19 protein-coding genes are annotated in these 25,625 nt (G+C 64.6%); 6 read left to right on the forward strand and 13 right to left on the reverse strand.

Annotated features, from left to right (window positions below; genetic code table 11):
* Positions 1 to 146: 146 nt before the first annotated feature.
* Positions 147 to 1,064 (forward strand): ribokinase, encoded by a 918-nt coding sequence (rbsK, locus tag EDD41_RS11315; RefSeq protein WP_123575964.1) that lies wholly within the window; start codon positions 147 to 149, stop codon positions 1,062 to 1,064.
* Positions 1,065 to 1,182: 118 nt separating this feature from the next.
* On the opposite strand, the gene EDD41_RS11320 is transcribed toward rbsK, so the two are convergent.
* The 4 genes from EDD41_RS11320 to EDD41_RS11335 all read right to left on the reverse strand — a co-directional run bounded on the left by EDD41_RS11320 (position 1,183) and on the right by EDD41_RS11335 (position 4,478).
* Positions 1,183 to 1,869 (reverse strand): NYN domain-containing protein, encoded by a 687-nt coding sequence (locus EDD41_RS11320; protein WP_123575965.1) that lies wholly within the window; start codon positions 1,867 to 1,869, stop codon positions 1,183 to 1,185.
* A 66-nt stretch (positions 1,870 to 1,935) separates the two neighbouring features.
* Positions 1,936 to 2,304, reverse strand: a complete 369-nt coding sequence (locus tag EDD41_RS11325) for a PH domain-containing protein (protein ID WP_123575966.1) — start codon at positions 2,302 to 2,304, stop codon at positions 1,936 to 1,938.
* A 103-nt stretch (positions 2,305 to 2,407) separates the two neighbouring features.
* Positions 2,408 to 3,133, reverse strand: a complete 726-nt coding sequence (locus tag EDD41_RS11330) for an OB-fold protein (RefSeq protein ID WP_123575967.1) — start codon at positions 3,131 to 3,133, stop codon at positions 2,408 to 2,410.
* A 157-nt stretch (positions 3,134 to 3,290) separates the two neighbouring features.
* Positions 3,291 to 4,478, reverse strand: coding sequence for an Nramp family divalent metal transporter (locus tag EDD41_RS11335; RefSeq protein ID WP_123575968.1), 1,188 nt, complete (start codon positions 4,476 to 4,478; stop codon positions 3,291 to 3,293).
* 338 nt (positions 4,479 to 4,816) lie between these two features.
* Here EDD41_RS11335 and EDD41_RS11340 point away from each other — a divergent pair, with 338 nt between their 5' ends.
* Positions 4,817 to 5,752 (forward strand): dihydrodipicolinate synthase family protein, encoded by a 936-nt coding sequence (locus EDD41_RS11340; RefSeq protein WP_123575969.1) that lies wholly within the window; start codon positions 4,817 to 4,819, stop codon positions 5,750 to 5,752.
* Positions 5,753 to 5,866: 114 nt separating this feature from the next.
* Complete coding sequence (locus EDD41_RS11345; protein WP_123575970.1) at positions 5,867 to 6,859, forward strand: LacI family DNA-binding transcriptional regulator; 993 nt, start codon at positions 5,867 to 5,869, stop codon at positions 6,857 to 6,859.
* Between the two features lie 43 nt (positions 6,860 to 6,902).
* Here EDD41_RS11345 and EDD41_RS11350 read toward each other — a convergent pair whose 3' ends face one another.
* A complete protein-coding gene (locus EDD41_RS11350) occupies positions 6,903 to 7,484 on the reverse strand; it encodes a hypothetical protein (protein WP_148060542.1) in 582 nt (193 codons plus the stop codon).
* Positions 7,485 to 7,912: 428 nt separating this feature from the next.
* On the opposite strand from EDD41_RS11350, the gene EDD41_RS11355 reads away from it, so the two are divergent.
* The gene (locus tag EDD41_RS11355) at positions 7,913 to 9,172 is read left to right on the forward strand and encodes an IS256 family transposase (RefSeq protein ID WP_123575972.1); all 1,260 of its coding nucleotides are present in this window, start codon (positions 7,913 to 7,915) and stop codon (positions 9,170 to 9,172) included.
* 455 nt (positions 9,173 to 9,627) lie between these two features.
* Positions 9,628 to 10,836, forward strand: a complete 1,209-nt coding sequence (locus EDD41_RS11360) for an IS110 family RNA-guided transposase (RefSeq protein ID WP_123575973.1) — start codon at positions 9,628 to 9,630, stop codon at positions 10,834 to 10,836.
* Positions 10,837 to 10,930: 94 nt separating this feature from the next.
* Here EDD41_RS11360 and EDD41_RS11365 read toward each other — a convergent pair whose 3' ends face one another.
* Together EDD41_RS11365 and EDD41_RS11370 are read right to left on the reverse strand one after the other, a co-directional pair.
* Positions 10,931 to 12,004: a HigA family addiction module antitoxin gene (locus EDD41_RS11365; protein WP_123575974.1), complete on the reverse strand. Its 1,074-nt coding sequence runs from the start codon at positions 12,002 to 12,004 to the stop codon at positions 10,931 to 10,933.
* Between the two features lie 21 nt (positions 12,005 to 12,025).
* The gene (locus EDD41_RS11370; protein WP_123575975.1) at positions 12,026 to 12,331 is read right to left on the reverse strand and encodes a type II toxin-antitoxin system RelE/ParE family toxin; all 306 of its coding nucleotides are present in this window, start codon (positions 12,329 to 12,331) and stop codon (positions 12,026 to 12,028) included.
* 272 nt (positions 12,332 to 12,603) lie between these two features.
* Here EDD41_RS11370 and EDD41_RS11375 point away from each other — a divergent pair, with 272 nt between their 5' ends.
* A complete protein-coding gene (locus tag EDD41_RS11375) occupies positions 12,604 to 13,518 on the forward strand; it encodes a hypothetical protein (RefSeq protein ID WP_123575976.1) in 915 nt (304 codons plus the stop codon).
* Between the two features lie 43 nt (positions 13,519 to 13,561).
* On the opposite strand, the gene EDD41_RS11380 is transcribed toward EDD41_RS11375, so the two are convergent.
* The 6 genes from EDD41_RS11380 to EDD41_RS11405 form a co-directional block, all read right to left on the reverse strand.
* Positions 13,562 to 15,397, reverse strand: a complete 1,836-nt coding sequence (locus EDD41_RS11380) for a GmrSD restriction endonuclease domain-containing protein (RefSeq protein WP_123575977.1) — start codon at positions 15,395 to 15,397, stop codon at positions 13,562 to 13,564.
* Positions 15,398 to 15,399: 2 nt separating this feature from the next.
* Positions 15,400 to 16,491 (reverse strand): hypothetical protein, encoded by a 1,092-nt coding sequence (locus tag EDD41_RS11385; RefSeq protein ID WP_148060543.1) that lies wholly within the window; start codon positions 16,489 to 16,491, stop codon positions 15,400 to 15,402.
* Positions 16,492 to 16,553: 62 nt separating this feature from the next.
* Positions 16,554 to 19,217 carry a DEAD/DEAH box helicase gene (locus EDD41_RS11390; RefSeq protein ID WP_123575979.1) on the reverse strand — a complete coding sequence of 888 codons (2,664 nt, stop codon included), beginning with the start codon at positions 19,215 to 19,217 and terminating at the stop codon, positions 16,554 to 16,556.
* Positions 19,214 to 21,232 carry a site-specific DNA-methyltransferase gene (locus EDD41_RS11395; protein ID WP_123575980.1) on the reverse strand — a complete coding sequence of 673 codons (2,019 nt, stop codon included), beginning with the start codon at positions 21,230 to 21,232 and terminating at the stop codon, positions 19,214 to 19,216. Before EDD41_RS11395 ends, EDD41_RS11390 begins: the two co-directional genes overlap by 4 nt.
* A gap of 2 nt (positions 21,233 to 21,234) precedes the next feature.
* On the reverse strand, positions 21,235 to 22,761 hold the full coding sequence (locus tag EDD41_RS11400; protein WP_123575981.1) for a hypothetical protein: 1,527 nt from the start codon (positions 22,759 to 22,761) through the stop codon (positions 21,235 to 21,237).
* Entirely contained in the window at positions 22,748 to 25,438 is a 2,691-nt protein-coding gene (locus EDD41_RS11405) for a protease-associated domain-containing protein (protein ID WP_148060544.1), read from the reverse strand. The genes EDD41_RS11400 and EDD41_RS11405 overlap by 14 nt, the downstream gene beginning before the upstream one ends.
* Between the last annotated feature and the right edge of the window lie 187 nt (positions 25,439 to 25,625).

Raw genomic sequence — 25,625 nt, forward strand, 5'->3', positions numbered from 1 at the left:
GTGCTGAGCGTGGGCGCTCCCGGGGGTCCGGAACCGGTGGTCGGTTCTCGGGGCGGGGCTCCGGCGACGTGGTCACCTGGTCATCCCGCTGAGCAATCCGCATCGCCCGCGATTGGCGAACGGAACTCATCTGGCAGGCTGGATCCATGGACATCGCCGTCATCGGATCGAACATGGTGGACCTGGTCACCTACACCGCGCGGATGCCCCAGCTGGGGGAAACCCTTGCGGGGCAGGACTTCCAGATGGGGTGCGGGGGCAAGGGCGCCAACCAGGCCATCGCCGCCAGCCGGCTGGGGTCACAGGTGTTGATGCTCACCAGGGTGGGCGAGGACCTGTTCGCGCAGAACACGGTGCGCAATTTCGAGGAGAACGGGATCGACACGCGGCATGTGCTCTCGACGTCTGGGCCGTCGGGGGTGGCGCCGATCTTCGTCGACGAGCAGGGCCGCAACTCCATCGTCATCGTCAAGGGTGCGAATGACCTGCTCACCCCGGCCGACATCGACGCCGCTCGTGACGAGATTTCCCGCTGCCGGTTGATCGTGCTGCAGCTCGAGGTGCCGCTGGAGACCGTGTACCACGCGATCCAGACCGGGCAGGAGCTCGGCATTCCCGTGCTGCTGAACCCGGCGCCGGCCACGCCCGAGCTGGACTACGCCCGGATTGCGACGGTGGACTGGTTCATGCCCAATGAGTCCGAACTGGCGCTGCTCACCGGGCTGCCCACCACCACCCTCGACGAGGTGGAGGCCGCCGCTCGTTCCTTGGTGGGCAAGGGGATGCGCAATGTGGTGGTCACGCTGGGTGAGCGCGGCGTGCTGTGGCTGTCTGCGGAGGAGAAGCACCTGGTGGAGCCGGTCTCGGTGCAGGCCGTTGACACGACGGGCGCCGGCGACGCCTTCATCGGCTGCTTCAGCCACGCCCTGGTCAGCGGGAAGGAAGCGCTGGAGGCGTTGCGCTTGGCCAATGCCTATGCCGCGGACTCGGTGACCCGTCGCGGGACCCAGACGTCGTATGCGACGGCGGAGGGATTCAGGGACAACACCCGATTGAAGGTTTAGGGCAAGAAAAAACCCAGGCCACGAGGGCCTGGGTGAGTATGTGGAGAGTATAGGCATACACAGGTACACATCACCAGTCTTCCGGGCGGAGCTGGTTTCCCACGGAATCGGGAAGCTGTCAGGCTCGAAGTTGTTCTTCCTGCAACTGCACCCACACATGCCCGCCAACGCCCTCCGTTGGTGTGCCCTTGAGCGCACCGGCCAAGCGACCGCTCTGCGGATTCACCAAGCACAGGGGGACGGACTCCCGGGCCATGCGCAAGGGGAGTGCCAAGTCGGAGTCGTTGGAAACCACCATGGCTGCATCCACGCGGTTGGTGAGCACATCACGGAGCAGGTGAGCAGCGACGTTGACATCACTGCCCTTCTCTTCGAGGTGCAGGTACTGAACCAAGAATCGCCCCTCGCGGACAGGGTTTCCTTCGGCGTCTTGAAGCATGACTGGCCAGCCGGACGTTGCGATGTGGGGGCGATGCGTCTTCGGATCACGGGTGGCGAGCAGGCCTGTCTTCGCGCGGGCCACATACGTCCCGTACTCGATCCAGTCGACAGACTGGGCCGTGACCAGTGCCTTCAGATAGATGTCCTGATCTTTGAACGCATCGGCGTTGGTTCTGCTGTCGACTCGGGCAGTGCAGTAGACGATGCGATCGATCGTCGCCTCTGCCCATCTGGTTCCCCTGGGGAGCAGCAGCTCTGTCACAGCCCGGATGTCCAGCCACTTCCAACCGGGCGTTCCTCGTCCGCACAGCGAGCGCGCTCCGTAGTAGAGGTTGTAGCCATCGACATACACACCGACCTTCATGCCGGGAACGCTATCGCCAGCCACTGACATTTCTTGCGGTGATCGTGATGCAGTGCTGGGCCAACATCATCCGTTGAGGACCGCCCAGCCGATCAGGTTGTCGATCTTGCGCACGTCGACGCCCTTGCCGAGCTTGATCTTGATGTGGCCGGCGCGGGTCCACAGCTCCACCTCGGCGTTGAAGTCCAGGGTGCCGGCGTTCTCCGTCGACCACATGTTGATGGAGCTGTAGGGCAGCGAGTACATCTCCACCTTCTTGCCGGTGATGCCTTGGGCGTCGCGCACGATGAGGCGCTTGGTGGTGAAGACCGCGGTGTCACGGAAGGTCTTGTATGCGGCGACCGGGCGTTCGTCGCCCACCATCAGCGGAGCGATGTCATGAGGGATGGGGCACTCGTCGACGAGGGTCCATGCGGCGATGGGGGCCATTTCCATGGTGCTTTGCTCCTTTTGGCGCTATCGGTTTCTCGCGAGCAGGAGGCCCCGGGAAATGTCTCTCGGGGCCTCCATCTGGTGCTCGTCAAGCAGGCGTCGTGGCCTACTTGATGGTGTCCGCCTTGATCGAGTAGCCCAAGAACTCACCGACGTCAGAGACGCGTCCGGTGGCGGTCACCGTCTGTCCCTCGGAGAACTCACTGACAAGTGCCTTCTGTTCCTCGTTGATGAAGATCTGGATGTTGGTCAGGGTGTACTCGTCAGTGCCACGCACCGTGAAGTAGTCACCTTGGGCATCGATGTTTCGAACTCGGCCCGTGACCGTGACGAGCTTGTCCTTGTAGGTGCTGTTCGCCTTCAGAGCGTTCTTCTCAAGGTCCTGGATCAGCTTGTCGGCCGTCACCACGAGCACCGTCTCAGCGGGGGCCGCAACCTCGGCTTCCTTCTGCTGCTCTGCGGGTGCTTTCGCCTCCGCCTTGTTCTTGGGAGCGGCAGCGACGGTGCCCTCCTTGGGCTTGGCGGGGGTGTCCGAGCCGCCGCCCAGCGCGGATCCAATGATCAGCAGGAGGAGCAGGCCAAGAGCCCAGAAGCGCTTCTTCTGGAACCACGGGCGGGTGGCCTTGGCATAGGCCTTGGCCGCTTTGGCCTGGGCCTTGGGATCCATCGGCGGCATGCCGGGGGCAGCGGGCTGGCCAAAGGCGTACTGCTGCTGGCCAGGCTGGGGCTGGCCGGGGTACTGGTCTCCCTGCTGCTGAAAGCCCTGCTGGGGGACGTTGTTGGGCTTGCTGGGCGGATTGAAGCCGCTGGGCTGGTTTGGGGGCGTGGTCACCGGTACTCCTGATGAGGGCGCAAGTTTGCGCGAATTCTGCTGAGCAACAAATATGTCGCTTCAAATGGCCAGGGCACCTTTTTGGGGGTTTTGGTTCAGCCGTGCTTCAGGAAAGGAGCCGCCCCCTGTGGGGGGGCGGCTCCGGGGTGAGGAGTGGCTACTGGAAGAAGCCGATGACGAGCTGGATCCAGAACCAGGTGACGATCAGGACGGCAGCGATGCCCAGTGCGGTCTGCCACGTCTTGCTACGCAGGGATCCCATCAGGTCCCTCCTGCTCGCCAGGTAGACCAGCAGTGCTGCGAGGATCGGCGCGGTCAGGACGGTCAGTGACTGGGCGAGCACGATCAGTTGTACTGGCGACTTGCCTCCAAAGATCGCTGTGATGGCGATTCCCCACGTCAAGATGAAGCCGGAAACAACCCGGGCAGTCTTGGTGTTGGAGGAGGCGCCTCGGCCGAGGGCATCGCTGAGCATCGTGCCGCCTGCCGTCGCGTTGGCCGTCATGGCGGAAAAGGCCGCGGCGAAGTACCCGAGTGCGAAGATCCATACGCCGACGGGTCCGGCGACCGGTTCGAAGACCTTCGAGAGGCCTCCGATGCTGGACACCATGTTCTCCGCGCCGAGCGGGCCGCCGAAGATCTTGGCTGCCACGAGGACCACCAAGGACGTCATGATGCCGGGCGCCACGATGCCCGGGACGGTGTCGGCAATGGTGAGGTCGCGGTACTGCTCTGCGGTGCGACGGCGTTCGCGTGTGCCGTAGGCGGTGAAGAAGGCAGCGTTGGCGGACAGGCAGGTGCCGATGAGCGCGATGACGACCGTCGTGGATCCCAGCGGGACGGTGGGAACCATGCCTTCAGCGGCTTTCCACATGTCGGGGCGGGCGGCCACGGTGCTGATGACGAAGACCAGGGCCATGAGGGCCATGCAGGCCACCATGACCTTCTCCATGACGCGATAGACGTTGCGCAGCACGAGCAGTGCGGCGACCAGGATGGTGCACAGGACGGTTCCAGCGATGGCCGGCATGCCTGTGAGCATGGAGAGCGCCAGACCCGATCCGACGGCGTTTCCCACGGAGAACATCAGGGTGATCACGAAGATCGCACCACCTGCCAAGTAGCCGACCCAGGTTCCGAGGCGGTCCTTGACGGTGCTGAGCAGGGAGGCCGGCGCTTGGATCCCGATGCGTACGCTCATGTCGGCCAGAGTGAGCATGAGAAGCGTCGATACCACGGGGACCCACACCAGGGCGTAGCCAAAGCCGGAGCCCGCCTGGATCGACGTGGTGAGGTTGCCGGGGCCGAATCCCCAGCAGCCGACGACGAAGGCTGGTCCAGCCATGGCCAGTAGTCGCAACCCATGGGGTCGCTCTTGGGATCTTGCGGGCGCGCTCGCCGGGAGCTGGGCGCTGTGGGCGGTGACGCGATGAACTGCTGACATGGCTGACCTCCATTGGCCGCGATCGAGTCTCGCTGGGAACGAAATATGCAATCGTTCCCGGGAACGCAATCATCATGCGACGGGGTGGAGTTCAGGGTCAAGGGTTTCACGCAAAGTCGGATACGGGACCGCCATGTCTTGATTGAGTGAAGGGGCATTGACATGAGGCGAAATCGGAGCATACTTGCAATCGTTCCCGGGAACGCTGTCAGAGCGTTCCAGCTCAGTGAGGAGTAGACATGCCCATCGATCTTCGCGGACTCGTCCCCGCACCCGTCACCCCGTTCACTCGCGATGGAGACATCGACGTGGAGGCCATCCACCGCCTCGGCTCATGGCTCGGCTCCTTTGAAGGCGTCAAGGGCCTGGTGGTGCTCGGTCACGCCGGTGAAGGCACCTTCTGCACCGCCGATGAGCAGGTCAAGGTGATCGAGGAGTTCGTCGCATCCACGGATGGACGGGTCCCCGTCATTGCTGGCATCACCGGCGAAGGCACCAAGGTTGCCGTCGAGGAGTCCAAGCGCGCTGTCGCCGCTGGCGCCAAGGCTGGCCTGATCTACCCGTCGCATGGTTGGCTGCGTTTCGGCTTCCAGAAGGGAGCACCCCAGGAACGCTACAAGGCCATCTACGAGGAGGCCGGTCTTGACTGCATCCTCTTCCAGTACCCGGATGTCACCAAGGCCAGCTACGACCTCGACACCCAGCTCGAGATCGCCGGCCAGGAAGGCGTCCACTGGACCAAGAACGGTGTGCGCAACATGAAGCGCTGGGACACCGAGATCCCGGCCTTGCGTGAGGCCCACCCCGAGCTGACGGTCCTGTCGTGCCACGACGAGTACCTGCTGCACACCATCATGGACGTCGACGGTCTGCTGGTGGGCTACGGCAACATCGCGCCAGAACTGCTGTTGAAGCTGATCGAGGCCGGCAAGGCCCAGGACTGGCCGGCCGCCAAGGCCGTGCACAACCAAATGTTCCCGGTGACCCAGAACGTCTACCACCGCGGGTCGCACATGGAGGGCACGGTCTGCCTCAAGGAGGCTCTTGTGCATCGTGGCGTGCTCGAGCACGCAACCGTGCGCTCGCCGCTGCTGCCACTTGCTCCTGGTGCCCACGAGGAGATCGCTGCCGCGCTGGACAAGGCGGGTCTGGGCAAGGCGGAAATTCCTGCCTGACCCATACAGCGAACGCGTCGGCGCCCCTTTCGTCAGGGTGTCGACGCGTTCGCGTGTCTGCTGAGCAGGTGACACTATTCGTTTAAGGATGCCGAACGACGAGGGGATGGGCCGATGGTGACTCTCAAGGATGTTGCCCAAGCGGCAGGGGTCAGCACGTCGACGGCCTCTCGTGTGCTCGATGAGCGGCTGCCAAGGTCCAAGACTGCTGCTGCGCAGCGGGTGCGGGAGGCTGCCGCTGAACTTGGCTACGTTCGCGACCCGTTTGCGGCTGCCCTTCGTCGTACCGGCACGAGCACGATTGGCATCGTGGTGCCGCGCTTGACGGACACCGTGATGGCCCTGATGTATGAGGAACTGTCGGCTGCAGCGGCAGCCAGAGGGTTGTTCGCCGTCGTCGCCAGCACCCATGACGATCCTGCTCGCGAGCGGGTGGCGGTGGAAACACTGCTGCGGCGCAAGGTGGACGGCATCATCCGGACCACCGCACGCACCGACGCGCCGCTGGAGCCATTCGCGCAGGCTCCCCACGTGCGCCAGGTTCTGGCCCTGCGCGGTGACGGACAGTCCTCCGAGGCCGTGGGCGATGACGTGCTCGGTGGTCGCCTGGCCACTCGGCACCTGCTTGACCTGGGACATCGTGACATTGCGCTGGTGAACGGCCCCAGCTACGCCACCAGTGCTGCTGGGCGGCGGGACGGGTTCATGGCCTCCCTTGCCGAGGCAAAGATCGAGCCAGATCCCTTCCTGGTCGTCGAAGGCGACTACTCGACCGAGGCAGGGGAGCAGGCTGCGCTGCAGTTGCTGACCCGGACGCCACGCCCCACCGCGATCTTCGCTGCCAATGACAAGCTGGCCATTGGCATCGTCTCCATCGCGGCGCGGCTGGGGCTCAGGATTCCCGAGGACTTGTCACTTGTGGGGTACAACGACATTCCGGTCGTGTCGAAGCTCCCGACTCCGTTGACCACGGTTCGCGTCCCCTTCCAGCAGATCGCTGCTGGCGCCCTCAAGCTGCTGCTGGATGACTCGTCAGAGGAGCGCCAGAGCTTGGTCTACGCCCCGACCTTGATCCCGAGACATTCGACGGCGCCGTTGGGGCGTTGAGCCCGGAAGGGAAAGGTGCCTAGACCCGCCGCGCAGAGGATATTCAGCCCTTGACAACGTCGCCCATCGTCAGGCCCAGCTTCTTCAGCAGGAGAGCCAAGGGCAACCCCAGAAGGGCTGTTGTCAGCGTCCCTGCCCAGCTCCCGAAAGAGTGCTGTGCGACCGCCACAGCCCCGACGAGAGCTAGAGCCAGCAGCCATGTTCTGAACGTGTCTTCGCGCTTGGGGCTGTGCTCTGACAGGCTGGCCTCGGGCAGGTCCAGCCAGCGTCCTTCGGCCATCGTGGCGAGCAGTGGAGCCAGATGGCCAACCAGCTCGGCTCGGGTGGTGGGCGTGGGTGAGAAGAGCTGACCGTTGAATTGGCGCAGGTAGTCGGCGCGTCGCCGCATCTCGTCAGTGATATTTCGTCTCCAGACGTCATCACGGATCATGAAGGGCCGGCAGGCAGCTTCAGTTTCACGAGCCACGCTTTCCAGCTGTGTGCAGAAGCTCTTCCTTGCGGCAGGGCGCTTCCAAGCTTCCGAGTCCATGGTCTCGATATCGGCAATGAGGATGGTCAGCGTTCGTAGTAAGTACTGAACGCTCGGCCCTGTGGTCACTCGAAGCATCAGGAAGATCTGGAGCAAGTAGACGGAACCCATCAAGGCTGTCACGACCGCCCCCGCTAACAGGGGTATCCGTTGGCCGGGATCCGGCCGGAACAGAGCCTCGATGAACTGGAGTGGACCCGTACCGTCAGGCACGTTTGAGTCAATGAGAGCGCACACCACCATCGCCGCGATGGCGTAGCAGGCGAAACCGGTCCAGCGGTGGACTGATTGTCGGGCTTCGTCCAGGTGATGCTGTCGGACGGCTTCGAGTAGCGGCACTCCTCGGCCCTGCAAGGCGTGCAGCGCGGGCGATGAATGAAGAGTGCGGCGTAAGGTTCTCAATCGCAGGTTGAGTCCATAAGAGTGGTGTACGAGTTGGTGACCGTGTCGCTCACGACGTGAGCGGCGGTCACCGGTGATTCTTCGAGAGATCTTCCACAACCACCTCGAAGAAGGAGCACACGATGACCGCCGGACCCCACGATATTGACCCTGCCCGGTTTCTGCAGGACCAGCTCACCCAGGCCTCACCGGATCTGATGCGTGACATGCTGGCCACGTTCATCAACGCGTTGCTGTCGGCGCAGGCCGACAGTGTCTGCGGCGCGGAGTACGGCACCCGTGACCCCGACCGGGTCAACTCCCGCAACGGGTACCGCCACCGCGAGTTGGACACCCGGGTCGGGACACTCGATGTCGCGATCCCCAAGCTGCGCGAGGGCAGCATGTTCCCCGGGTGGCTGCTGGAACGCCACCGCCGCGCCGAGCAGGCGCTGACGACCGTGGTCGCGACCTGCTACCTGCTTGGGGTGTCGACCCGCCGGATGGACAAGCTGGTCCAAACCCTGGGGATCACCGGCCTGTCCAAGTCCCAAGTCAGCGTGATGGCCAAGGACCTCGACGCCCAGGTCGAGGCGTTCCGTACCCGCCCGTTGGACGCCGGCCCCTACACCTTCGTCGCCGCGGACGCGTTGACGATGAAGGTCCGGGAGAACAAGCGCGTGGTCAAGATCGCGGTGATGATCGCGACCGGCGTCAACGCCGAGGGGCACCGCGAAATCCTTGGCGTGCATACCAGTTCGACCGAGTCCGGACCTGGATGGCTCAGCTTCTTCCGAGACCTGGTCGCCCGCGGCCTGACCAGCGCGGGCCGGGTTGGGCTCGTCACCTCCGACGCGCACGCCGGGCTGCTCGAGGCGATCGGTGCGACCCTGCCCGGCACCGGCTGGCAGCGGTGCCGCACCCATTACGCCGCGAACCTGATGTCCGCGACCCCCAAGTCCTCATGGCCGTGGGTGAAGGCGTTACTGCACAGCGTGTACGACCAACCCGACGCCGACGCGGTCCACGCCCAGTTCGACCGGATCCACGACACCCTCATCGACAAGCTCCCCGCCGTGGCCGAGCACCTGGAGTCCGCCCGCGAGGACATCCTCGCGTTCACCGTCTTCCCCAAGGCGTGCTGGCGGCAGATCTGGTCCAACAACCCCAACGAACGGTTGAACCGGGAAGTGCGGCGACGCACCGACGTCGTCGGGATCTTCCCCGACCGGTCCGCGGTCATCCGCCTCGTCGGCGCCGTCCTTGCCGAGCAACACGACGAGTGGATCGAGATGCGCCGTTACCTCGGACTGGACCTGCTCAAACAATGCCGCGCCGCCCTCACGAACACCCCCGACACCGACCAAGGAGACGACACCATCATCGCCGCGATCAGCGCCTAACCAACCCGAACGAACGAATCACCCTGTACACCACGCAGCAGGACTTGACCCAATCGCATGTCGACGTACCACTCACTGGCTCGGCCACGAAAGCGCGGCCGGGGCCGGTCCTTGATCTCTCGCTGCTTGATCTTCGCTCCACACGTGGGGCAGGGGGAGCTGGGATGCAGGGTCTGAGCCTCGGAGGGTGGACCGCCGTGAGCTTCTGTCATGTCAGGGAAACATAGACGTGACCTCTGACAAACATGATGGTAGGAGTCTCGTGGAGTCGTGACCCTGCCTCTGACTGGTGCCCTGCTGGGCTACCGACAAACTGATCAGTCTGGCTCCACGAGGCCCAGGGGCGACGACCGCCCGGCCATGACCTAATACGAGCCTGATCGCGAGTCCGGTGTATGTCCTGTCTGGTCGAAGCGGCCGCCGCCTGACCCACTCACCGAGTCCAGGAGCAGGCCATGACCATCATCCCAGAGCCCCACCACCACGTCGCAGGAATCGACTCCCACACCGAGACCATCCACATCGCGGTCATCACCGCCACCGGGCTCGAGGTCGACGACCACGAGTTCACCACCACCACTACCGGCTACCGCAAGGCAGTGGCCTGGCTGGTCGAGCACGGACCTATTGCAGCTGTCGGCATCGAGGGCACCTCCAGCTACGGCATCGGCATCACAGCAGCACTACGAGCCGCGGGCATCACCGTCATCGAGGTCAACCGCACCCGCCCCGCCGAACGCCGCAAGCACGGCAAGACCGACCGTCTCGACGCCTACCGCGCCGCTCGCTCCGTGATCTCTGGAGAAGCGGCCACCCATCCCAAACACGACTCCATCGAGCCCCTTCGAGCCCTGCTGGTCACTCGACGCAGCGCCAACAAGGCCCTCCAAGCCTGCTGGCGCCAAATCCGCAGCCTCTTGGTCAACGCACCCGCCACGCTACGAGACAAATACCGCCAAACCAGCCGCGACAAGCTCATCCGTCATCTCGCTGCCAGCCGCCCCGACCAGATCCATGACGCCGCCCAGGCCCTCACCATGCGAGCCCTGCGATCCCTGGCCCGACGCCACCAGTTCCTGCACGACGAACTGGTCGACCTGGAAGCCCAGCTCGACGAACTCACCACAACCAAGAACCCCGGGCTGCGCGCCATGCACGGAGTCGGGCCGGTCACTGCCGCTGTCCTGCTGGTCACGGCCGGCGACAATCCCGCCCGCCTCGCCACCCCTGCCGGGTTCGCGGCGCTCTGCGGTACCAGCCCGATCCCCGTGTCCTCGGGCAAGACCCAACGCCACCGCCTCTCACGCGGCGGCGACAGGCAGGCCAACTGGGCGCTCCACCAAATCGTGAAGGTCCGCATGGTCCACGACCAACGCACCCGCGACTACCGCGACAAGCACCTCGAAGCAGGCTGGACCCTCGCAGCCGTCTACCGGGCACTCAAACGAGCGGTCGCCCGCGAAGTGTTCCGAGCACTCACCGGCAACTGCGAGATCCCGAACTACACCGATCTGCGCCCCGCCCGCCAGGCCAAGAACCTCACCCTCACCCACGCTGCCCAGCACTTCAACGTCTGGCCCGCCCACATCTCCGAGATCGAGCTCGGCAAACGCCGAGACGACACGCTGGCCCAGAACTACCGAGAATGGCTCCGAGCCGCTTGACGGGAGATAGGAGCATCAATTTTCGGAATCGCAGTGCGCCTGTGGCTAGGTGACTCTCCTGGGGATAAAGCGCCTCGAGAGCGGGGGTAGTTCCCTAGGCCCACGACTGGAGGTGGTCGTCCACATTGGGAATCCCCTTGGCAAGAGTGGTCCGCCACTCCAGTTTGCCGTTGTGCTGCAGGTTTCCGATCACCAAGGCGGGGGCCACCTCGAGTCTCTCGGCCAGCTCGGTTACGGTGGCCAACGTGATGGCTCCTGAAATCTCTACTGAGCCACCCAACGCCCAACGCTCAGCCAGCGTGTTTGCTTCGTCCTCGAGCTGAGGTCGCCCTTCGGCGTCTGCGCCGTCGATGGTGATCCCTTCGGTCAAATGTCCTGCGACGACGTGTGCCGTCTCGTGCATCAACGCGAAGACGACCTTGTCAAGACGTTTGCCGCGACCTGAGATCGCGATGACTGGGGTGTCCCCCATCAAGAACGCTGCGCCATCAATCTTGCCGCCGGGGAGCTGTTCCACGAAAACGAGGATTACACCGCATTGCCGATAGCGAGTCGGCAAGTCGTCAAAGTCGGATGGCTCTCGAAGCGCGTGTGGCAGTTCTTCGGCCAAGCTCTGGAGCTTCTCGGGGGAGTAACGGTCCGGCGGGACGGCTCCTCGCGCTTTCTGAGCTGCAGCCCACAACCATCCCCGCTGAAGAAGTGAGACCTCGTCCTGGGAGTTGGAGCGCTTGGCGGCGAGCGCAAACTGGGGGGTGTCATCGGTGGACGCCATGTTGAAGTCACGCAGGACCTGCCGCTTCAACTCGTGCACGTCTGCATCGCGGTCGATGACTCCGCGCTTCTCGAGTGCAACGAGGGGGATGATCTTCGCGATCTCGGCGCGCGCTGCACCCCGGTCAACCTTTGCCACGGCAGCGCTGTCCTGCTCCAGAAGCCAAAGGTTGTAGCGATTCTGGAGGTTCAGCCAGAACTCCGGCGACGTTTCGAGGGCGGCGCCGATCTGCTGCGCGGACTCTGCTGTCAGCTCCTTCTTCCCGTTGATGATCTCGGACACGAACTGGACCGGACGGCCGATGATGCCGGCGAAGTCCGCCTGTGACCAGTCGCGTGCCTCCAGCTCGTCGGCCAAGTACTCCCCGGGCGCGAACGCCTCAGCTACCTTCATCATGATTCCCTCTCCCTCCAGTCGCTAGTGATAGTCGACGATTTCGATGACGACCACGACTCGGCCGGCCTGGTCAGTTCGGAACGTCACGATCAGCCGGTAGCCGCCGTGAAGACGTAGGGAGCTGTGCCCTGCTCGGTCGCCCTTCAGCTTCTCCAGTCGGAGTGCTTTGAGGTTGCGCAGCTCTTGGTCGTCTTGGGACGCGTAGAGGGCGCCGACCACCTTTCGATAGGCCCGCACCACCTCAGCACCCAGCCTGGGGTGATGGTAGGAGGCGTCCTCGTACAAGCGCTTCAGTCGAGCGTCACTAAACTCCACTAGCACTTGCACTTACCCCTTCACCCTTGACATGAAGATCATATCGCGTACTCTGAATTATGCAAGCCTCGATGGCTCAAGGGTCACGAGCAGGCGGAATCAATATGTAGTGCTTGACTTAGCGCTAAACCACTACATATTGTGTCTCTATCGAAGCCGTTTGGCCTTCGATACAACAACAGCCCCACCCGGGCTGGGCCGGAGGGGCTGGTGTCTGCTTGGTAGGCGACATCGAGACTACCTCCTACGTTCGTCCCGGGGAAGGCCCGACATTAGGAGACGCCGTGAGGATCACGGAGTACTACGGCATCGAGGGGGAAGTCCCCTTCCTCGACGTCCGAATCGACCGGGACAACAAGCTGTTCATTGACCCCTTTGTGGTCCGACATGCGGTGGCGCCGTCACCTCACGCCGAGAGCGCACGGACGTGTCTCGACACATTTTTCGCGGAGGTGACGAGCTGCAGTCTCAGCGAGGATGATGGAAGGCGGCGGCGTGGAGCGCAGCTGCTGTCCTCTTTCAAGGAGCCGAAGGAGACGCGGCTTGGGCTGGCTCAGCACGGATTTGATGGACACGGCGCAGCCGTGGATATCGGTGACCGCATCTGGGGCGCGCTGAACGTCAGCCTGGCAGCACTGGTCTCGGTGGGCCTGTTGCGGCGTGTAGAGCAGCTGCCCCTCTTCGTAGAGGGGGTCGGCAACGACGTCACGTCGGATCTTACGACGCGGCTCATCATGCAGCCGCTGCTCGACTTCACTGCCGAGATGGTCGGCATCTTCCCAGAGTTCGCCTCTCAGGGAATGGTGACCTCGGAGATGACTGTTTGGAGCGGTGGCGACTTGGATTGGGCTGTGAAGCCGACGAAGCTTCCCGCGCCGTCGGGCCATCCCCTGGTCTTGGTGCCGGCAGGCTGGGTCTCCACGGCTCTCGAAGTCCGGGGAACTCGGTTCTACGAGAAGGCGATCCTTGATTTCGCTCAGGCGGAGAATCTCTCCATGGATCGCAGGGGCAAGGTCGTGAAGGTTGCCAAGCCCAAGTTGATGCTCGATCCGCGCTACGACCGTGCGACGCAGAACCAGATCGAGATCATCCTTCGCGCCTTTGACCAGGATGTGGATCTTCTGGAGCGGTTCGATCAGTTCGTTTCTGCCAAGTACGACGGCCCGGATCAGGACCGCATTTCGCGGCGCATCGCGTGAAGTTGTGGGAGGCGGACCGCTCATGCGGCCCGCCTCCCACCGGTCACTCTTCCGCTGTGTCTTCCAGCAGATCGTTCGGGTCGAAGTGCTCGGAGTCTTCGGTGGCCAAGCCGGCGCTCACGTCTCGCTGGACCTGCTTGCCCATCGCTGCTTCGACGAGGAGGCACAGGGCTTCACGCCGTTCGTCGAAGTAGGCGTCAAAGTCGTCGGAGCGCAAGCGTTCGCTCGGCACCAAGTGGCTCTCGAGGAGGGACTCCAAGCGCTCGGGCGAGATCTGGGCCTTGCGCTCAATGACCGGCAGATAGGCGGACGGCGCGACGCCACCGATGGTCCGGTTTGTGCGGGCGCTGATCGCGGTCTTGTTGATGATGCTCTCACGCCGCTCGTCATCGATCCCGTACTCGTTGCACCACTTCTGCGGGAAGATGTGGTGAATGTCCACGGCAAGATCGACGTACTGGATTTTGTCGAGTGCCTTGTCCTCCATCCAGTCGCGAGCACCGTTGGCGAGGATCAGAGCGGAGATGCCCTTGTATGCCGCCGCGTTGCGGGTGCGCAGCGAATGGAGACGTGACTCAGTGAAGCTCGCGTCCTGAACGGTTCGAGGCGCCGGTTGGCTGTCGTCACGAGCCCACAAGGGCACGCTCTCAAGATCCCGGACGAAACGCGTCTCAATGGTCGATCCGTACAGCTCACCCAGCACCCCACACCAGTACCAGCGCGTGAGTCGTTCCTTGACGCCGATCAGGTCGGCATCATTGCCCAGCAACACCTTGATTGCTGCCAGGGGGACAAGCTGCTTCGGGTACGGAACGTCGCGCGGGGCGAAGATGTGTCGATCAGCCAGGAATGTGGAAGCCCAGATGAAGGCATCCCGCAGCGGTGCTCGCCATTCCAGATAGTCGGCCAAGGTCAGTTTGAGGACGTCCTCGCGCTTGGCAGAGACCGCTGGCGGGCGGCCGGAGGAGTCGTCACGGTTGCGGCGCCACGTGGTCAGCATGGTGACGGCCTGCAGAAAGTCGGTGTTCTCTACCGAGTCGAGAACGGGGTGTGCCGCCCAGAGCGCCCTGGTCTCGTGCCAGTCGTCGTTCAGGCGGAAGTCTTCGCCGGTGGCCGCGTAGTGGTCTGCGTCTCCCGCGAACACCGCCGTGAGGAGCTCAAACACGTTGAGTGGAAGGCCGCCGATGTTGACCTTCTCGAAGACCGTCGCGACGGCCGCCTTGTCGGTGTCCTCGTCCAGCACGATTGCGGGGATGTCGTAGGTGGCGGCCGGCTTGATGAACTGTTCGTGGAACCGCCTGCCCAGATCGTGGTCTTCAAGGCCGAAGACCCACGTCATGTAGTCCCCGTAGAGCAGGTTCAGCGGGAAGTAACCCTCCGCCTGCTGCTTCTCAGGAGTGCTGAGGTCGAGGACGACGTCCTTGCCGAAGTTCGTTCGGATGATCGCGTCGCCCGGGATGCTGATGATGGCTTCGTCGACACGATTGGCGTCAGACAGCGCCGTTTCCATGTGGACGAAGTAGCGTCGTTCCATCAGCTTCCCGCGGTTGTCCTTCGTCGCGACGACGCCGTTGCCGGCCAAGGCTTGGGTCAGCGAGGTGAGCCGCTGCTGCCCGTCGAGTAGGAGGTACTTGGCTTCCACTCCAGCCGGCACACCGGAACCTTCGATGGGGCGGGGCTTGAACCGAACTTGGGAGTTGCCCGTCTTCAACAGCATGACGGCGCCCAGGGGGTGTCCACGCAGCACGGTCACGAGAAGCTGGCGGATGCGCTCGTCCTCCCACTTGTAGCCGCGCTGGAAGTCGGGGAGTTGGATCTCGCCGGATCGCGTCCACTTCAGGTATTCGCCGAGTTCGTACATCGGGGTCAGGAATCCCATGATCAGTGCCTCTCCAAGTTCGTGTCCAAAGCACCTTCGACGAGGTACTTCAAAGTGGCGTCCAACAGGTTTGTGAGATCGACGGCATTGATGCGGTCGAGGTTCAGCGCGATCACTGCCTCAAACCGGAGGGTTCCGTCACCGGCGAACGGTGGTCGGGTGCTGCGACGGTTTCCTTCAACCCCGCCGGGGTTGTCCTTCGTGCGGAACCCGCGCTCAATGACCGCGTCCCAGTCTCCTCGGGCCTTCGCCGGCACATGTCGGCCCAACGCCTGTGCTGGGTCAGGAAATCCGCTGCTCTTGAGGTGCGCTTCCAGAGCCGCGCGGCTCATCTTGCTCATCAGCCTGGTTGCCAGGTCGAACGCTTCTCTGCGGTGGGCGGCGGTACTGGGGAGATCTGAATAGTCGACACCGAAACGGAGCTCCGCGCCCGCCATGTCCTTCCACCAGCGCATTTCCGCGATCACGTGGCGCCACCCTTGGACGTCAAGGGGGGCCCACGCCTGGATGATTGGCAACCCGCCACCACTCGTGACACTTGGTCGAGTGACGCGTGCGGGGTCTCGTTCCAGAACCAGCGCGCCGACACGGCGGGTGAGGGCTTGGCCAAGGAACCGCTCACGGATCGTGGACAACGCCTCTCCATCAGATCCAAGCACGCCGGTGAGAGCGGCGTCCCAGTGGGCGAGCGTGGCCGCACACCGGTCGGCGAGTTGGGCGGTGAACTCCTCTGAGGAGTCGTGCCATTGCCGGAACACGTCGGCCAGCGCCTGGAACTGCCAGTTCGGGTCGGCTTCCGGCACGAGGGCCCGGTCTGTTGATAGCCCGAGGAGGAAGACGGGGGAGTCGTGGCTGGTTGCCCACTCGGTGTAGCGGGTGCGCTGGTCGTCGCTCAGTACGTGGCCGAGCTTCACCTCGATGAGGGCACGCTGGCCACCGTCGCCTTCCAGCAGGACATCCGCATTCCCCAAGGAGCGCCCAGAGCCCGCAGCGTGCAGCCGCTGTTCGCGGAGGACCCGTGTTGGCGCGAATCCGACGAGCCGTCGCCACGGTGCGGGATCGAGCTCGCTGAGCTCCTGCAGGAGGTTCGACACGTTGGATTCCTGGGCAAGGACCCGGTCGAACCCGCGAAGCCCCGCGGCGCTCCCTTCCGACATCACATCCCCTCGATCAGTGACGACTGATCAGCGCTGACGGTTCCGCCCGAGTGGGCAGGTGCAGGTAGATCAGGTCGAGAAGGAGTGCCGCGGGAGGTGTAGAGGTTGTCCAAGGAGCGGGTCTCGTTCCACCGCAGCACGTGCTCCTGCACGGTGGGCGACTTCAGGTCGAGGGTCCACCGCTTGGATCCGAGCTCGATGGTCGACTCGATTCTGTGGAACTTGTCTCCGTGTTGCTGGGCAAAGGTGGTCAGGGCCCGCAGCTTGCTGACGGCATCATCAAGGTCAAAACGGTGCGGGTCAACGATGGACGGCTTGATCAGGCCGTCAACCCGCTCGAACAGGATGAAGTCGGGGTACAGACCGCGCCAGTTGCCGATTTCATTCCGGTAGGCGACGCAGAGTGAGTCCCCGGCCGATCGAGGCGGGTTGCGGTACCAGGCAACGAGGTCGGCTCGGCTCACTTCGTCAAGGATGAGCCGTCGTTCCCACAGGTTGAGCTTGCCGAGCGGGTAGTTGCCGTCCTCGTCCGACATGAGATGCTTCGGGGCCAACGGTGCCGCAACGGGCGCGTCGTTGCGGTCCAGTTCCAGATACGACTCCATGCGGTTGCGAGGCGTCACCATGCTGGCGTCCTGTGGCTCGGGGTCTTGCGCCTTGATGTCGCGGTACCGCTCGCGGCGCAGGTCACTGAGCAGCTCGATGGCGTCGCCGTGTTCCCAGTCCCAGTCGCCGAAAATGCTGTTGGCGCGGTGCTCCACGGAGGCGCGGACGTGAGGTGCCGTCGCCAGGGCGGAGATGCGGATCATCGCCTCACGCTCGGGGTTGGCAAAGTCGTCTTCCTCCCGGGCCGTCTCTCGGTTCACGAAGGCGCGGGCGACATCGCTGAACACGGCGACGGCGTTCTTGTAGGCGATGGCCACCGCTTGGTCGTCCGCCTCCAAGGCGAACTCCTCGTAACTGAGGCGCTCCTCCCCGGTGGTTCCCGAGATGGACATGCCGCGAATGGTCTCCACCTCGCGACGTGACAGTTCGATCTCCTTGCGGTTCAGCTTCCCGAACGCCTCCAGCGCGATGAGGCACTCCTCCTCGGCTTCCGCCACCGCTCCAGGGCGGATGCCGTCCGTCTCCAACTCCGTCGCGAACTGGAGCAGGCGGCTGACGGGTTTCACGCCCCGCTGCGGGAGCGTCTGGGTCGGAAGCGCCCGCCACGCGTCCCACACGGCTTCGGCGTCCTCGATGTGCGGGTTGACGCTCATCTCGCGCGCGTCGAGCAGGACTTCCTTGCCGGAACCGGGGACGTCCTTGGCGGTGCCGGTGAGCTCTCGCACCACCTTGCCGGCCGTGGTGCGGTCGAAGTGTGGGAGCAGGCAGTTGACGGAGTTGAGGCGCTCGTCGCCCGGCACTCGACGGGCCAGTGGGTTGCGCACCATGCGGCCGAGAATCTGGGTGATGTGGTCCTTCTCCTTGGCCGTTCGGAAACTCACCATCACCTCCGCGCGCGGACAGTCCCACCCGGTGCTGATCGCCTCCTTGGCGATGAGGACGCGGATCTCGGTCTTCTCCTGCACGTCCTGTGCGGGAATCCAGCCGACGCGCCAGCTGCCGAACTCTTGGTCAGAGTGCTCACCGAGAACGTGACGCACGTTGCTGTCGATGATGTTCGGCATCACTTCACGGATGACGTCGAGGGCGCGGCCCACTTCGTCATGGTCCGGCCTGTTGGGGATCTGGAGGACGAGCAGTGGAACCACATGGGTGCTCGGGTCCTGCTGAACGCGGGCGTACTCCCGCCACGCCTCGGTGGCGTTCCGGAGTCGTTCGGCGCCCTTTCTCACGAGCGCGCGGTCGAAAACGCCGTTCTCGGTGGTGAAGTCGACCACCACGGTGTCTTTCAGAAGACCAGACTCCTGCACCCGCTCGCCGTCAACGTTCACCGGCTCCAGCGCCTTGCGGTTGGACTGGAAGTCAGCGTCGCTCATGGCGGTGGCGAACTTGCCGATGGTGGCCGAGATGCCGACCACGATCGGTGCTGGCTGGACCAGGTTCGACCCGTTGACCAGTCGCTTCACGATGGTCGACTTGTCGCGCGTGGTCTTGGCCCCGAATCCGCGGTGCGCCTCGTCGAGAAACAGGTACAGCGTCAGGTTGGGGTCGGCGATGGTGTTGTTGATGGTTTCCCAGATGGTCCACGCCTGGTCATCCGGCTGCAGCGAGTCCACCATCGCGTCCTGCAAGTCTTCGGCGGGGGCCCCGCGGGTCAGCTTCGACTTCGCCCCCAGCTTCTGGGTGTTCAGGAAGTACACTTTCCCGGCTTCGAGCCGTGGCTGGGCGAATGGCGGCTCGATCGTCACCAGATCGGACCGCACGAGCTTGTCGGACGCGTCCATGAGTCGCTGCTTGGTCTGGGCGTTCAGCTCGGGGCTGTCGGAGAACCAGATGACGACGGCCGTCTCGTCCTGCTCGAACTCGAACTCGTCGGACCCGTTGAAAAGCGCCTCGATGACGGCCGCGGACATGACGGTCTTGCCAGCACCAGTCGTGGCGCACAGGCTCACCGACGAGCGCTCGTCGAAGCTGCGGAACTGCGAGCGGGCACTCTCCAGCCGCTCGAGCAGTGCAGAGACGGCGTCGGCCTGGTAGTCCTTCAGGGTGAACTTCATCGGGCGCTCCTGGCTGCGTCGATCTCGAAGTTGCGCAGGTAGCTCTCGTACAGGCGCACGGGTTCCACGTGGTCGGGCAAGTCGGCGCACACCGTCTGGAAGCGTCGCTCGTCATCCGTGACGACGTAGGCGAGCTTCGCCTCGGGGTTGGCTTCGAGCGCCGCGACGAATTGGTCCACGCGCTCGAGTCGGTCGATGACGCCGTAGGAGTCGGCGACGTCCCACCCGTTCGGCAGTTCCTCGATGCGGCGCCCGCGGGCCCCGGCGCGCAACCACAGCAGCGGGGCAATACGCAGGAAGTCGTGGTGCGACTTCACCTTGAGCGGCGCCTCGTAGGTGAGCTTGAAGAACTCCACGTTGGCAGGAACCGTGTCCTCGAAGGTGCTCCCGTCGGGGCGCTCGCCCGTGGTGACCGCCACGATGCGGGGTTTGGTCACCCAGTCGTGGACGCCCACCGCTTCCCACTCGGGGTCGCCCTGGCGATGGCCTTCCTTGACGAGGCGCTTGGCCTCCTTTGCGCCGACCTCGTTGTTGGTGACGAGGATGCACTGGCGCGTGCCGCCGTCCTGGGCGTTGAGTCGGGCGACGGCCTCCAGCGTGGAGCCCGAACCGCCGAAGAAGTCGAGGACAGTTGCATGAGACCCTGCAACGAGGCTGATCCAACGCATGAGGACGTTGTGGTCCTTGGGATTGGGGAATCGAGTGTCGCCCAAGACTTTTCTAGCGCGGGTATTTGCAGCCTTTCGGTCCTGCTGAAAGACCGAGAGAGGCACCTCAGACTCGACTTCGCTGAGGTACGTGATTCCGCGGGGGATGACGGACGCATCGCTCCCGAACCACACGCGCCCGGCTGCGATCTGGTCATGCATCTTAGATTCGTTGAATCGCCAACCAGTCAGCGGTTTCTTGACCGGCTCGCCTGTGATGGGGTGTGGAACTTCGTAATAGTGCCCTCCATTGCCAGGCCATGTGATGTTTCCGTAGGTGTTGATGGGCTCGCCGTCATCGCTCAAGACGTCAAATCGTGCAACCGAATCGCTGAGGGTTCCCGCCGCCTTTGCCACCTTGAGCCATGTCTTCCATGCCTTGGCAAGCTCCGGCCCGGGGGAGTGCGTGCTTCTCAGCTCTGCCGCCTTCTTGCGCGCCTCTGCGAGCCCTTGCTTGGTCTCACGCCAGCGGATTCCGGACTCACGGAGAGCCTCACTTCTCTTGGCGAAGATCAGCATGTAGTCGGCGCCATTGGAGACGTAGCGAGAGTCGTTCTTGCGTCCGCCCTGCCAGACAACGTCAGAGATGAAGTTCTCCGCGCCGAAGGTCTGGTCCATGAGCATCCGCAGGCGGTGGTGCTCGTCGTCGCCGATCGCGACGATGATGACGCCAGTGTCCTTCGACAACTCCTTGGCGAGCACCAGGCGCCGCTCCATGAAGCTGAGCCATTTGGAGTGGCGGTAGAGGTCCTCGCCGCCTACGTAGCGGTCGGAGTAGATCCAGTCGTCATTGCCGGTGTTGTAGGGAGGGTCGATGTAGATGCAGTCGATGCTCGCCCGGTGGGTGTACAGCAGGGCCTTGAGGGCGTGCAGGTTCTCGGCGTTGACGACGGTGTGGAACGGCTTGTTCCCGTCCAGCTCGATGCGACGGGTGCTCTCCAGGCCGGGATAGATCACGTCGTTGCTCTCGGCGACCACGACGAGTTCGGGCAACGGGTGCTCGGCGGTGTCCCCGGTCGCGTCGTCGCGAAGCTGGACGATCCGACCATCTCCCGCGCCTGTCGCTCCGGTCACCTTCCACAGCCGGGTGTCGGGTGCGGCCGTTTCACCGCGCGGCGCGAGCATGCGCACCTTGTCGCCCATCCGGATGGGGCGGCCGAACAGGTCGACCGCCTCGGGGGCGTGCCGCTCGAAGTTGAGGCCGAAGGCGCGGCGATCCTGAAGGTGCTTGACCTCCTTGTCGATGGCTTCGCCCAATTCGGGGTTGAGACGCTTCGCCTCCTGGATGAGGTCGGTCAGACGAGACACGCTCACGCTCCCTGGTTCTGCTGCTCTGAAAGGTCGATCTTGCCACGTGCGAAGCTGCCCAGAATCCGCTGGTGCGTCTGCCGAGGCAACTGTCGGAAGCCGGGTTCGCCAAACGGTGTTCCCGGGCGGGCCGGTGCGGTTTCGAGGAGGTCATCGAGCCCCGTCCTGCTGAGCACGAGCAATCCATGGGTGGCGCGGGTGCAGGTGACGGCCAACCGCCCGAACGCGGAGTTGAAGTCGTCCAGTTGCGTCGCGCCTGTCAAGGGGTGGAAGGCGATGGTCAACGCGTTGGTTCGGCCCTGCCAGGAGTCCACCGTGGACGCGACCAGGTCGCGCTCCTGCAGCCCGTGCTTCTCGCGCAGCCGCTCCGCCACGGCGTGCAGGTCGTCGACGGCCTGGTTGCGAGTCGCCAACAGCACGACCAGCGGGTCACCTGTGGCGGTGCCTCCCGGATTGTCGGTCTTCACCTCTCCCGTGGGCTGCGCGTCCGACGCGTACTCGGCGGTCTCGACGGTGAAGCCGTCGCTGAACAGATCATCCAGCCAGCCCTCAAGGGCCAGCGTGAGCGGAAGGTCGACGTCGGGAGCCTCCGAGTCGGGCAACCCGTCCACCTTGAGGAGAGTCGGGACTCCCGTGCCCACCTGCCGCCACAACGGCGCCGACGGTCCGTTGCCGTGGGGAACGATCCGGCGATCGCCCGGCGCGGCGACGGAGTTCAGCTCGCCCCATCCCGGGTAGAAGGCGCGCCACAGTCCCAGCGCTTCCCCCGCCGGACGCCACACCGCGGGCAGTTCCCGCTCCCAGGTCGAGGACTTTCCGTGGAAGGCGATCGGCCACGCGCGGTAGGGGTTGTGGCCAGAGTCACCGCGCCACGGATTCGTGCCAACCTCCAACGGCGGGAGCTGACCCACGTCACCGACGCCGACGATTACCGGCGCGAGCCTGCCGACAACGTCGAACAGGTGGTGCGGCATCTGCCACGCCTCGTCCACGAACAGCACGTGGAACAGGGGATGCCCCTCTTCCACGCCCAACGCGTCCGCGATGCGCCCCTTTTCGCCGGGGGCCTTGAGCTTGTGGGCGGTGGCGACGAGGACGTCGCAGGAGGCTGGGATGTCCTTCGCCTTGGTGACCACCGTCACCTGCTGCTCGACGTCTGGAGGCAGCTGGTCCATCGCGTTCTGTGACAGGTGCAGGCAGACGCGTGCCCGACCCAACTCCTTCGCGAGCCCCACGGCCAACGGCCGGATCTGGTTGTTGGTGAAGGCGGTGACACCGACAGCGCGAGAACCGGGGGAGCCCGCCGCGGCCACGATCAGCTGCCGCAGGGCGTAGGACTTGCCGGCGCCAGCCGCCGCCTTCAGCAGCAGGTGCGTGATTCCCTCGCCTGCCAGCTCCGCATGGGCAAGAGCCGTCAACAGGGTCGCTTTCGCCTCGGCGACCACTGCCGTGTTCCCGGCCGCCGCCTCAGCGTGGTGTTTTCCCGCCTCGGCCGGGCCTGTGGTGAAGGTGACCTCACTCCAGCTCATCGGTGGTCACTCCTTCGGGGGCGGTGGTGGTGAACGGTTCGACGCTGCGTGATGTCGGTTTGTGTGCAGCCGGCACCTCGAACCCGTCGTCGTCCCGGACGGGTGGCCACACCTCGGGGTTCAGCTCCCGACGGGCGCGACGGATAGCGATCTCGTCGGAGAAGTCCCGTTCCACGGCCTCGTGCGGCTTGCAGCACCACTTGTGCGCCTCCGAGTCGGCGGAGAAGGAGCCGGGTTCACACGACTTCTTGGGAGCGGCGTTCTCGTCCTGGCTCGGCCGGGGGAGGTTGAATTCCTTCGACGTCTTCAGCTCACCGAAACCGGCGAGACGAGCGATCACCAGACGGTCACCGACCTCGACTCCCGGGTCGATGGCGGGCTGCCAGACGAACTGCTCCGCGGTCGGCTCCGGGACGGTCTCCTCCAGCGCAGCGATGGGGAAGTTCCTCAGTCGGACGCTGCCCTTCTGCGGGGTCACGACCACGGGGGCGGACTCCACCCACGCGGCGTCGGCCTTGGACAGCATGATCACGCGGTCGCCTGCGCCGAACTGGCGTGACTCCACGCTGAGCGTCAGGGGCTGGAGCGCGGTCACTTGAGCCCAGCAGGCGTCACGGCTGCCAGCGTCCGTGGCCACGGCGGCTGCGCTCAACGGGTTCACGAGCATCGCGACCTGCGCCTGGCACGTAGCGTCAGCCTGGATCACGTCCACCAACTGGTTGCGCCAGTACGGGTACGTGCGCCCGAAACGAACCAGGTCGGAGGCTCGCAGACGCATGCGGCGCCGCCACACGCGCTGGGCGTCCCCCTCGAAAGTCCGATAGGCCGGCTGGAGCTTCGAGTCGGGGACTGTTTGCAGCGCGCGAACGGCGGCGTCGAAGGTGGCGGTGCGGTACTGCAGCTCAGCCATCACCAACTCGTCGTAGTTGTCACCCCGAGCGCCAGTGCGGGCCGCCATCATCGCGGCGTGGATGCGGTTCGAAGACTCGTTGGACAGGCGAGCGCCTGGAGTCAGGAGGGATTCCTCAATCGAGTCGGTGACACTTCGGTGATCGACTGTCTCGTGTGCGGCCGCCCACGAGACCGCGTAGTCCAGACGGCGGGCCTGGCTCGAAGCCCCGCCGGGGACGAAGTAGCGCGACATCAATGACGTGAGGTCGACCAGCGGTTCACGCAGGGACAGCATCCGCGCCCGGTCCTGCTCCAACAGGAAGGAGACGGCCACTCGGCGAGACCCGTCCAGAGTCTTCGGCATGGTCGCTTCCTCACCGTTGTAGGTGAGGATGGGGCGTCCCATCTCCTTGTCACGTTGCCACCGCAGGCGACTCAGCTCGACGCCGGCGAGCAAGTCGGCCGTGCTGGCGAGCAGGTCGGCCGTTACCCCATCCGGGACGACGATGTGTACCGGCAGGGGTGAGTCGGTGTCCGCTTCCCGCAGCTCGCGCATCGCAAGCTCGATCGCGTTGCCGATCTGGGCCATGACGCTGCGACGGGTGAGGTCCGCCTGTGGGTCCGGGAACGTCTTGTAGGTCCACTCAGTGGTGCTTTGGTTGGTCACGCGGCTCACGGCCAGTCCATGGAAACCCAAGGCGGCTGCGTCGCTCTTGACCGCCACCACGTTCACGGTGCCGGGACGACCCACGGGATCGAGACGCAGTTGCCCGGTGCGACCGACGTGCCCCGACACCGTGGCCGTGACGCGACGAACCAGCGTCGGGTCAGCAGCGGGACCGGGGTTCCCACCGGAGAGGATTGCCTCCACCCCTGCGCGTTCAGCGACGGGGACGCCGATTTCTCGCAGAAGCGCGTCAGGGTCCTGCTTTCCGCGCAGCTCGCTGCGGCAGTAGCGGAACAACGAGCAGGAGGGGCACGTGTTGGGGTCGAACCCGGGATCCAGCGGGGCCACGAGCTGCTCGGCCGTTCCGTTGACGGTCTCTGGAAGGTCGAGCGCGTCCAAGCGGTTCTGCCACTGCGTCTCGACCTCCTGGAGGTGGTCAGTCAGGTCTTCGACTTCGACCGTGGGCTGGAGGAAGACGCTGCGCGGCACAGCAAGAAACCCGTGGCTGCTCACTTCAAGCCCGCCAGGACGGGTAGGCCACTGGGAGAACGCGAAAGCGCCCATCGCCACTTGCAGGAATCCCTTGAGCAGGCGGCCGTCGTCGATACGGGACCGGACCCGCTCGTAGTCCTTGACGTCGCCGACGATCAACGTGGGGCCGTTGGGGCCACGGGCAACAACGGCCAGGTCAGGAAGGACGGTTGTCGCGTCCCCCTCGGTGAAACCCGGGTACGGGAAGGCCAGCTTGTAAAGGAGGGTCGCTGAGCCAACTCGGGCCCGTTCCGCTGCGGTGTGCAGAGCCTCGCGAGTGTCCACCACGCTGACGTTGCAGTCGTGGCGATAGACGTCAGCGGGTCGCTCGAAGCCGCTCCAACCGGTGGCGCGGGCCGTCACCTCTCCCGCAAAGGCCCCGTCGTGGCAGAGACGCTCGAAGATCATCGCGCGGGTCCAGCGGGCATCCGGAATGCCGGCGGTGGCGTCGGGCGCTCCCAGCTCCTTGGCGAGCAGCCTTCGCGATTTCCCTGTGACCATCGGGTCCGTGCCGCGGTAACGCTCGCACCCAGAATGGACGGCCCAAGAGGCTGCGCTCGATGCGCCGCCGGCAATAGTCTTCTGCACGGTCACTCCTATGTGTTGGCCGTCATAGTAGTGCTTGACGGGTTGGGTTAGACCGGCTGTCGGCAGTCGGGGCAAACAACATCGCCAGCCCTCTCGGGCCACAGCCGAAGGAGTTCGGAGACCGTCTCCTCCCACTCTTTGACGCGGGAGGTCGGAACGTTCACAGCCGAGGTTCGGCCGTGTAACA

Source organism: Luteococcus japonicus (assembly GCF_003752415.1).
In the GTDB taxonomy this organism is placed as follows: Bacteria; Actinomycetota; Actinomycetes; order Propionibacteriales; family Propionibacteriaceae; genus Luteococcus; species Luteococcus japonicus.

Bases quoted from the DNA above. Each gene is read 5' to 3' on its own strand.
- rbsK (WP_123575964.1), top strand. From the start codon at position 147: ATGGACATCGCCGTCATCGGATCGAACATGGTGGACCTGGTCACCTAC.
- EDD41_RS11320 (WP_123575965.1), bottom strand. From the start codon at position 1,869: ATGAAGGTCGGTGTGTATGTCGATGGCTACAACCTCTACTACGGAGCG.
- EDD41_RS11325 (WP_123575966.1), bottom strand. From the start codon at position 2,304: ATGGAAATGGCCCCCATCGCCGCATGGACCCTCGTCGACGAGTGCCCC.
- EDD41_RS11335 (WP_123575968.1), bottom strand. From the start codon at position 4,478: ATGGCTGGACCAGCCTTCGTCGTCGGCTGCTGGGGATTCGGCCCCGGC.
- EDD41_RS11340 (WP_123575969.1), top strand. From the start codon at position 4,817: ATGCCCATCGATCTTCGCGGACTCGTCCCCGCACCCGTCACCCCGTTC.
- EDD41_RS11345 (WP_123575970.1), top strand. From the start codon at position 5,867: ATGGTGACTCTCAAGGATGTTGCCCAAGCGGCAGGGGTCAGCACGTCG.
- EDD41_RS11355 (WP_123575972.1), top strand. From the start codon at position 7,913: ATGACCGCCGGACCCCACGATATTGACCCTGCCCGGTTTCTGCAGGAC.
- EDD41_RS11360 (WP_123575973.1), top strand. From the start codon at position 9,628: ATGACCATCATCCCAGAGCCCCACCACCACGTCGCAGGAATCGACTCC.
- EDD41_RS11365 (WP_123575974.1), bottom strand. From the start codon at position 12,004: ATGATGAAGGTAGCTGAGGCGTTCGCGCCCGGGGAGTACTTGGCCGAC.
- EDD41_RS11380 (WP_123575977.1), bottom strand. From the start codon at position 15,397: ATGGGATTCCTGACCCCGATGTACGAACTCGGCGAATACCTGAAGTGG.
- EDD41_RS11390 (WP_123575979.1), bottom strand. From the start codon at position 19,217: ATGAAGTTCACCCTGAAGGACTACCAGGCCGACGCCGTCTCTGCACTG.
- EDD41_RS11400 (WP_123575981.1), bottom strand. From the start codon at position 22,761: ATGAGCTGGAGTGAGGTCACCTTCACCACAGGCCCGGCCGAGGCGGGA.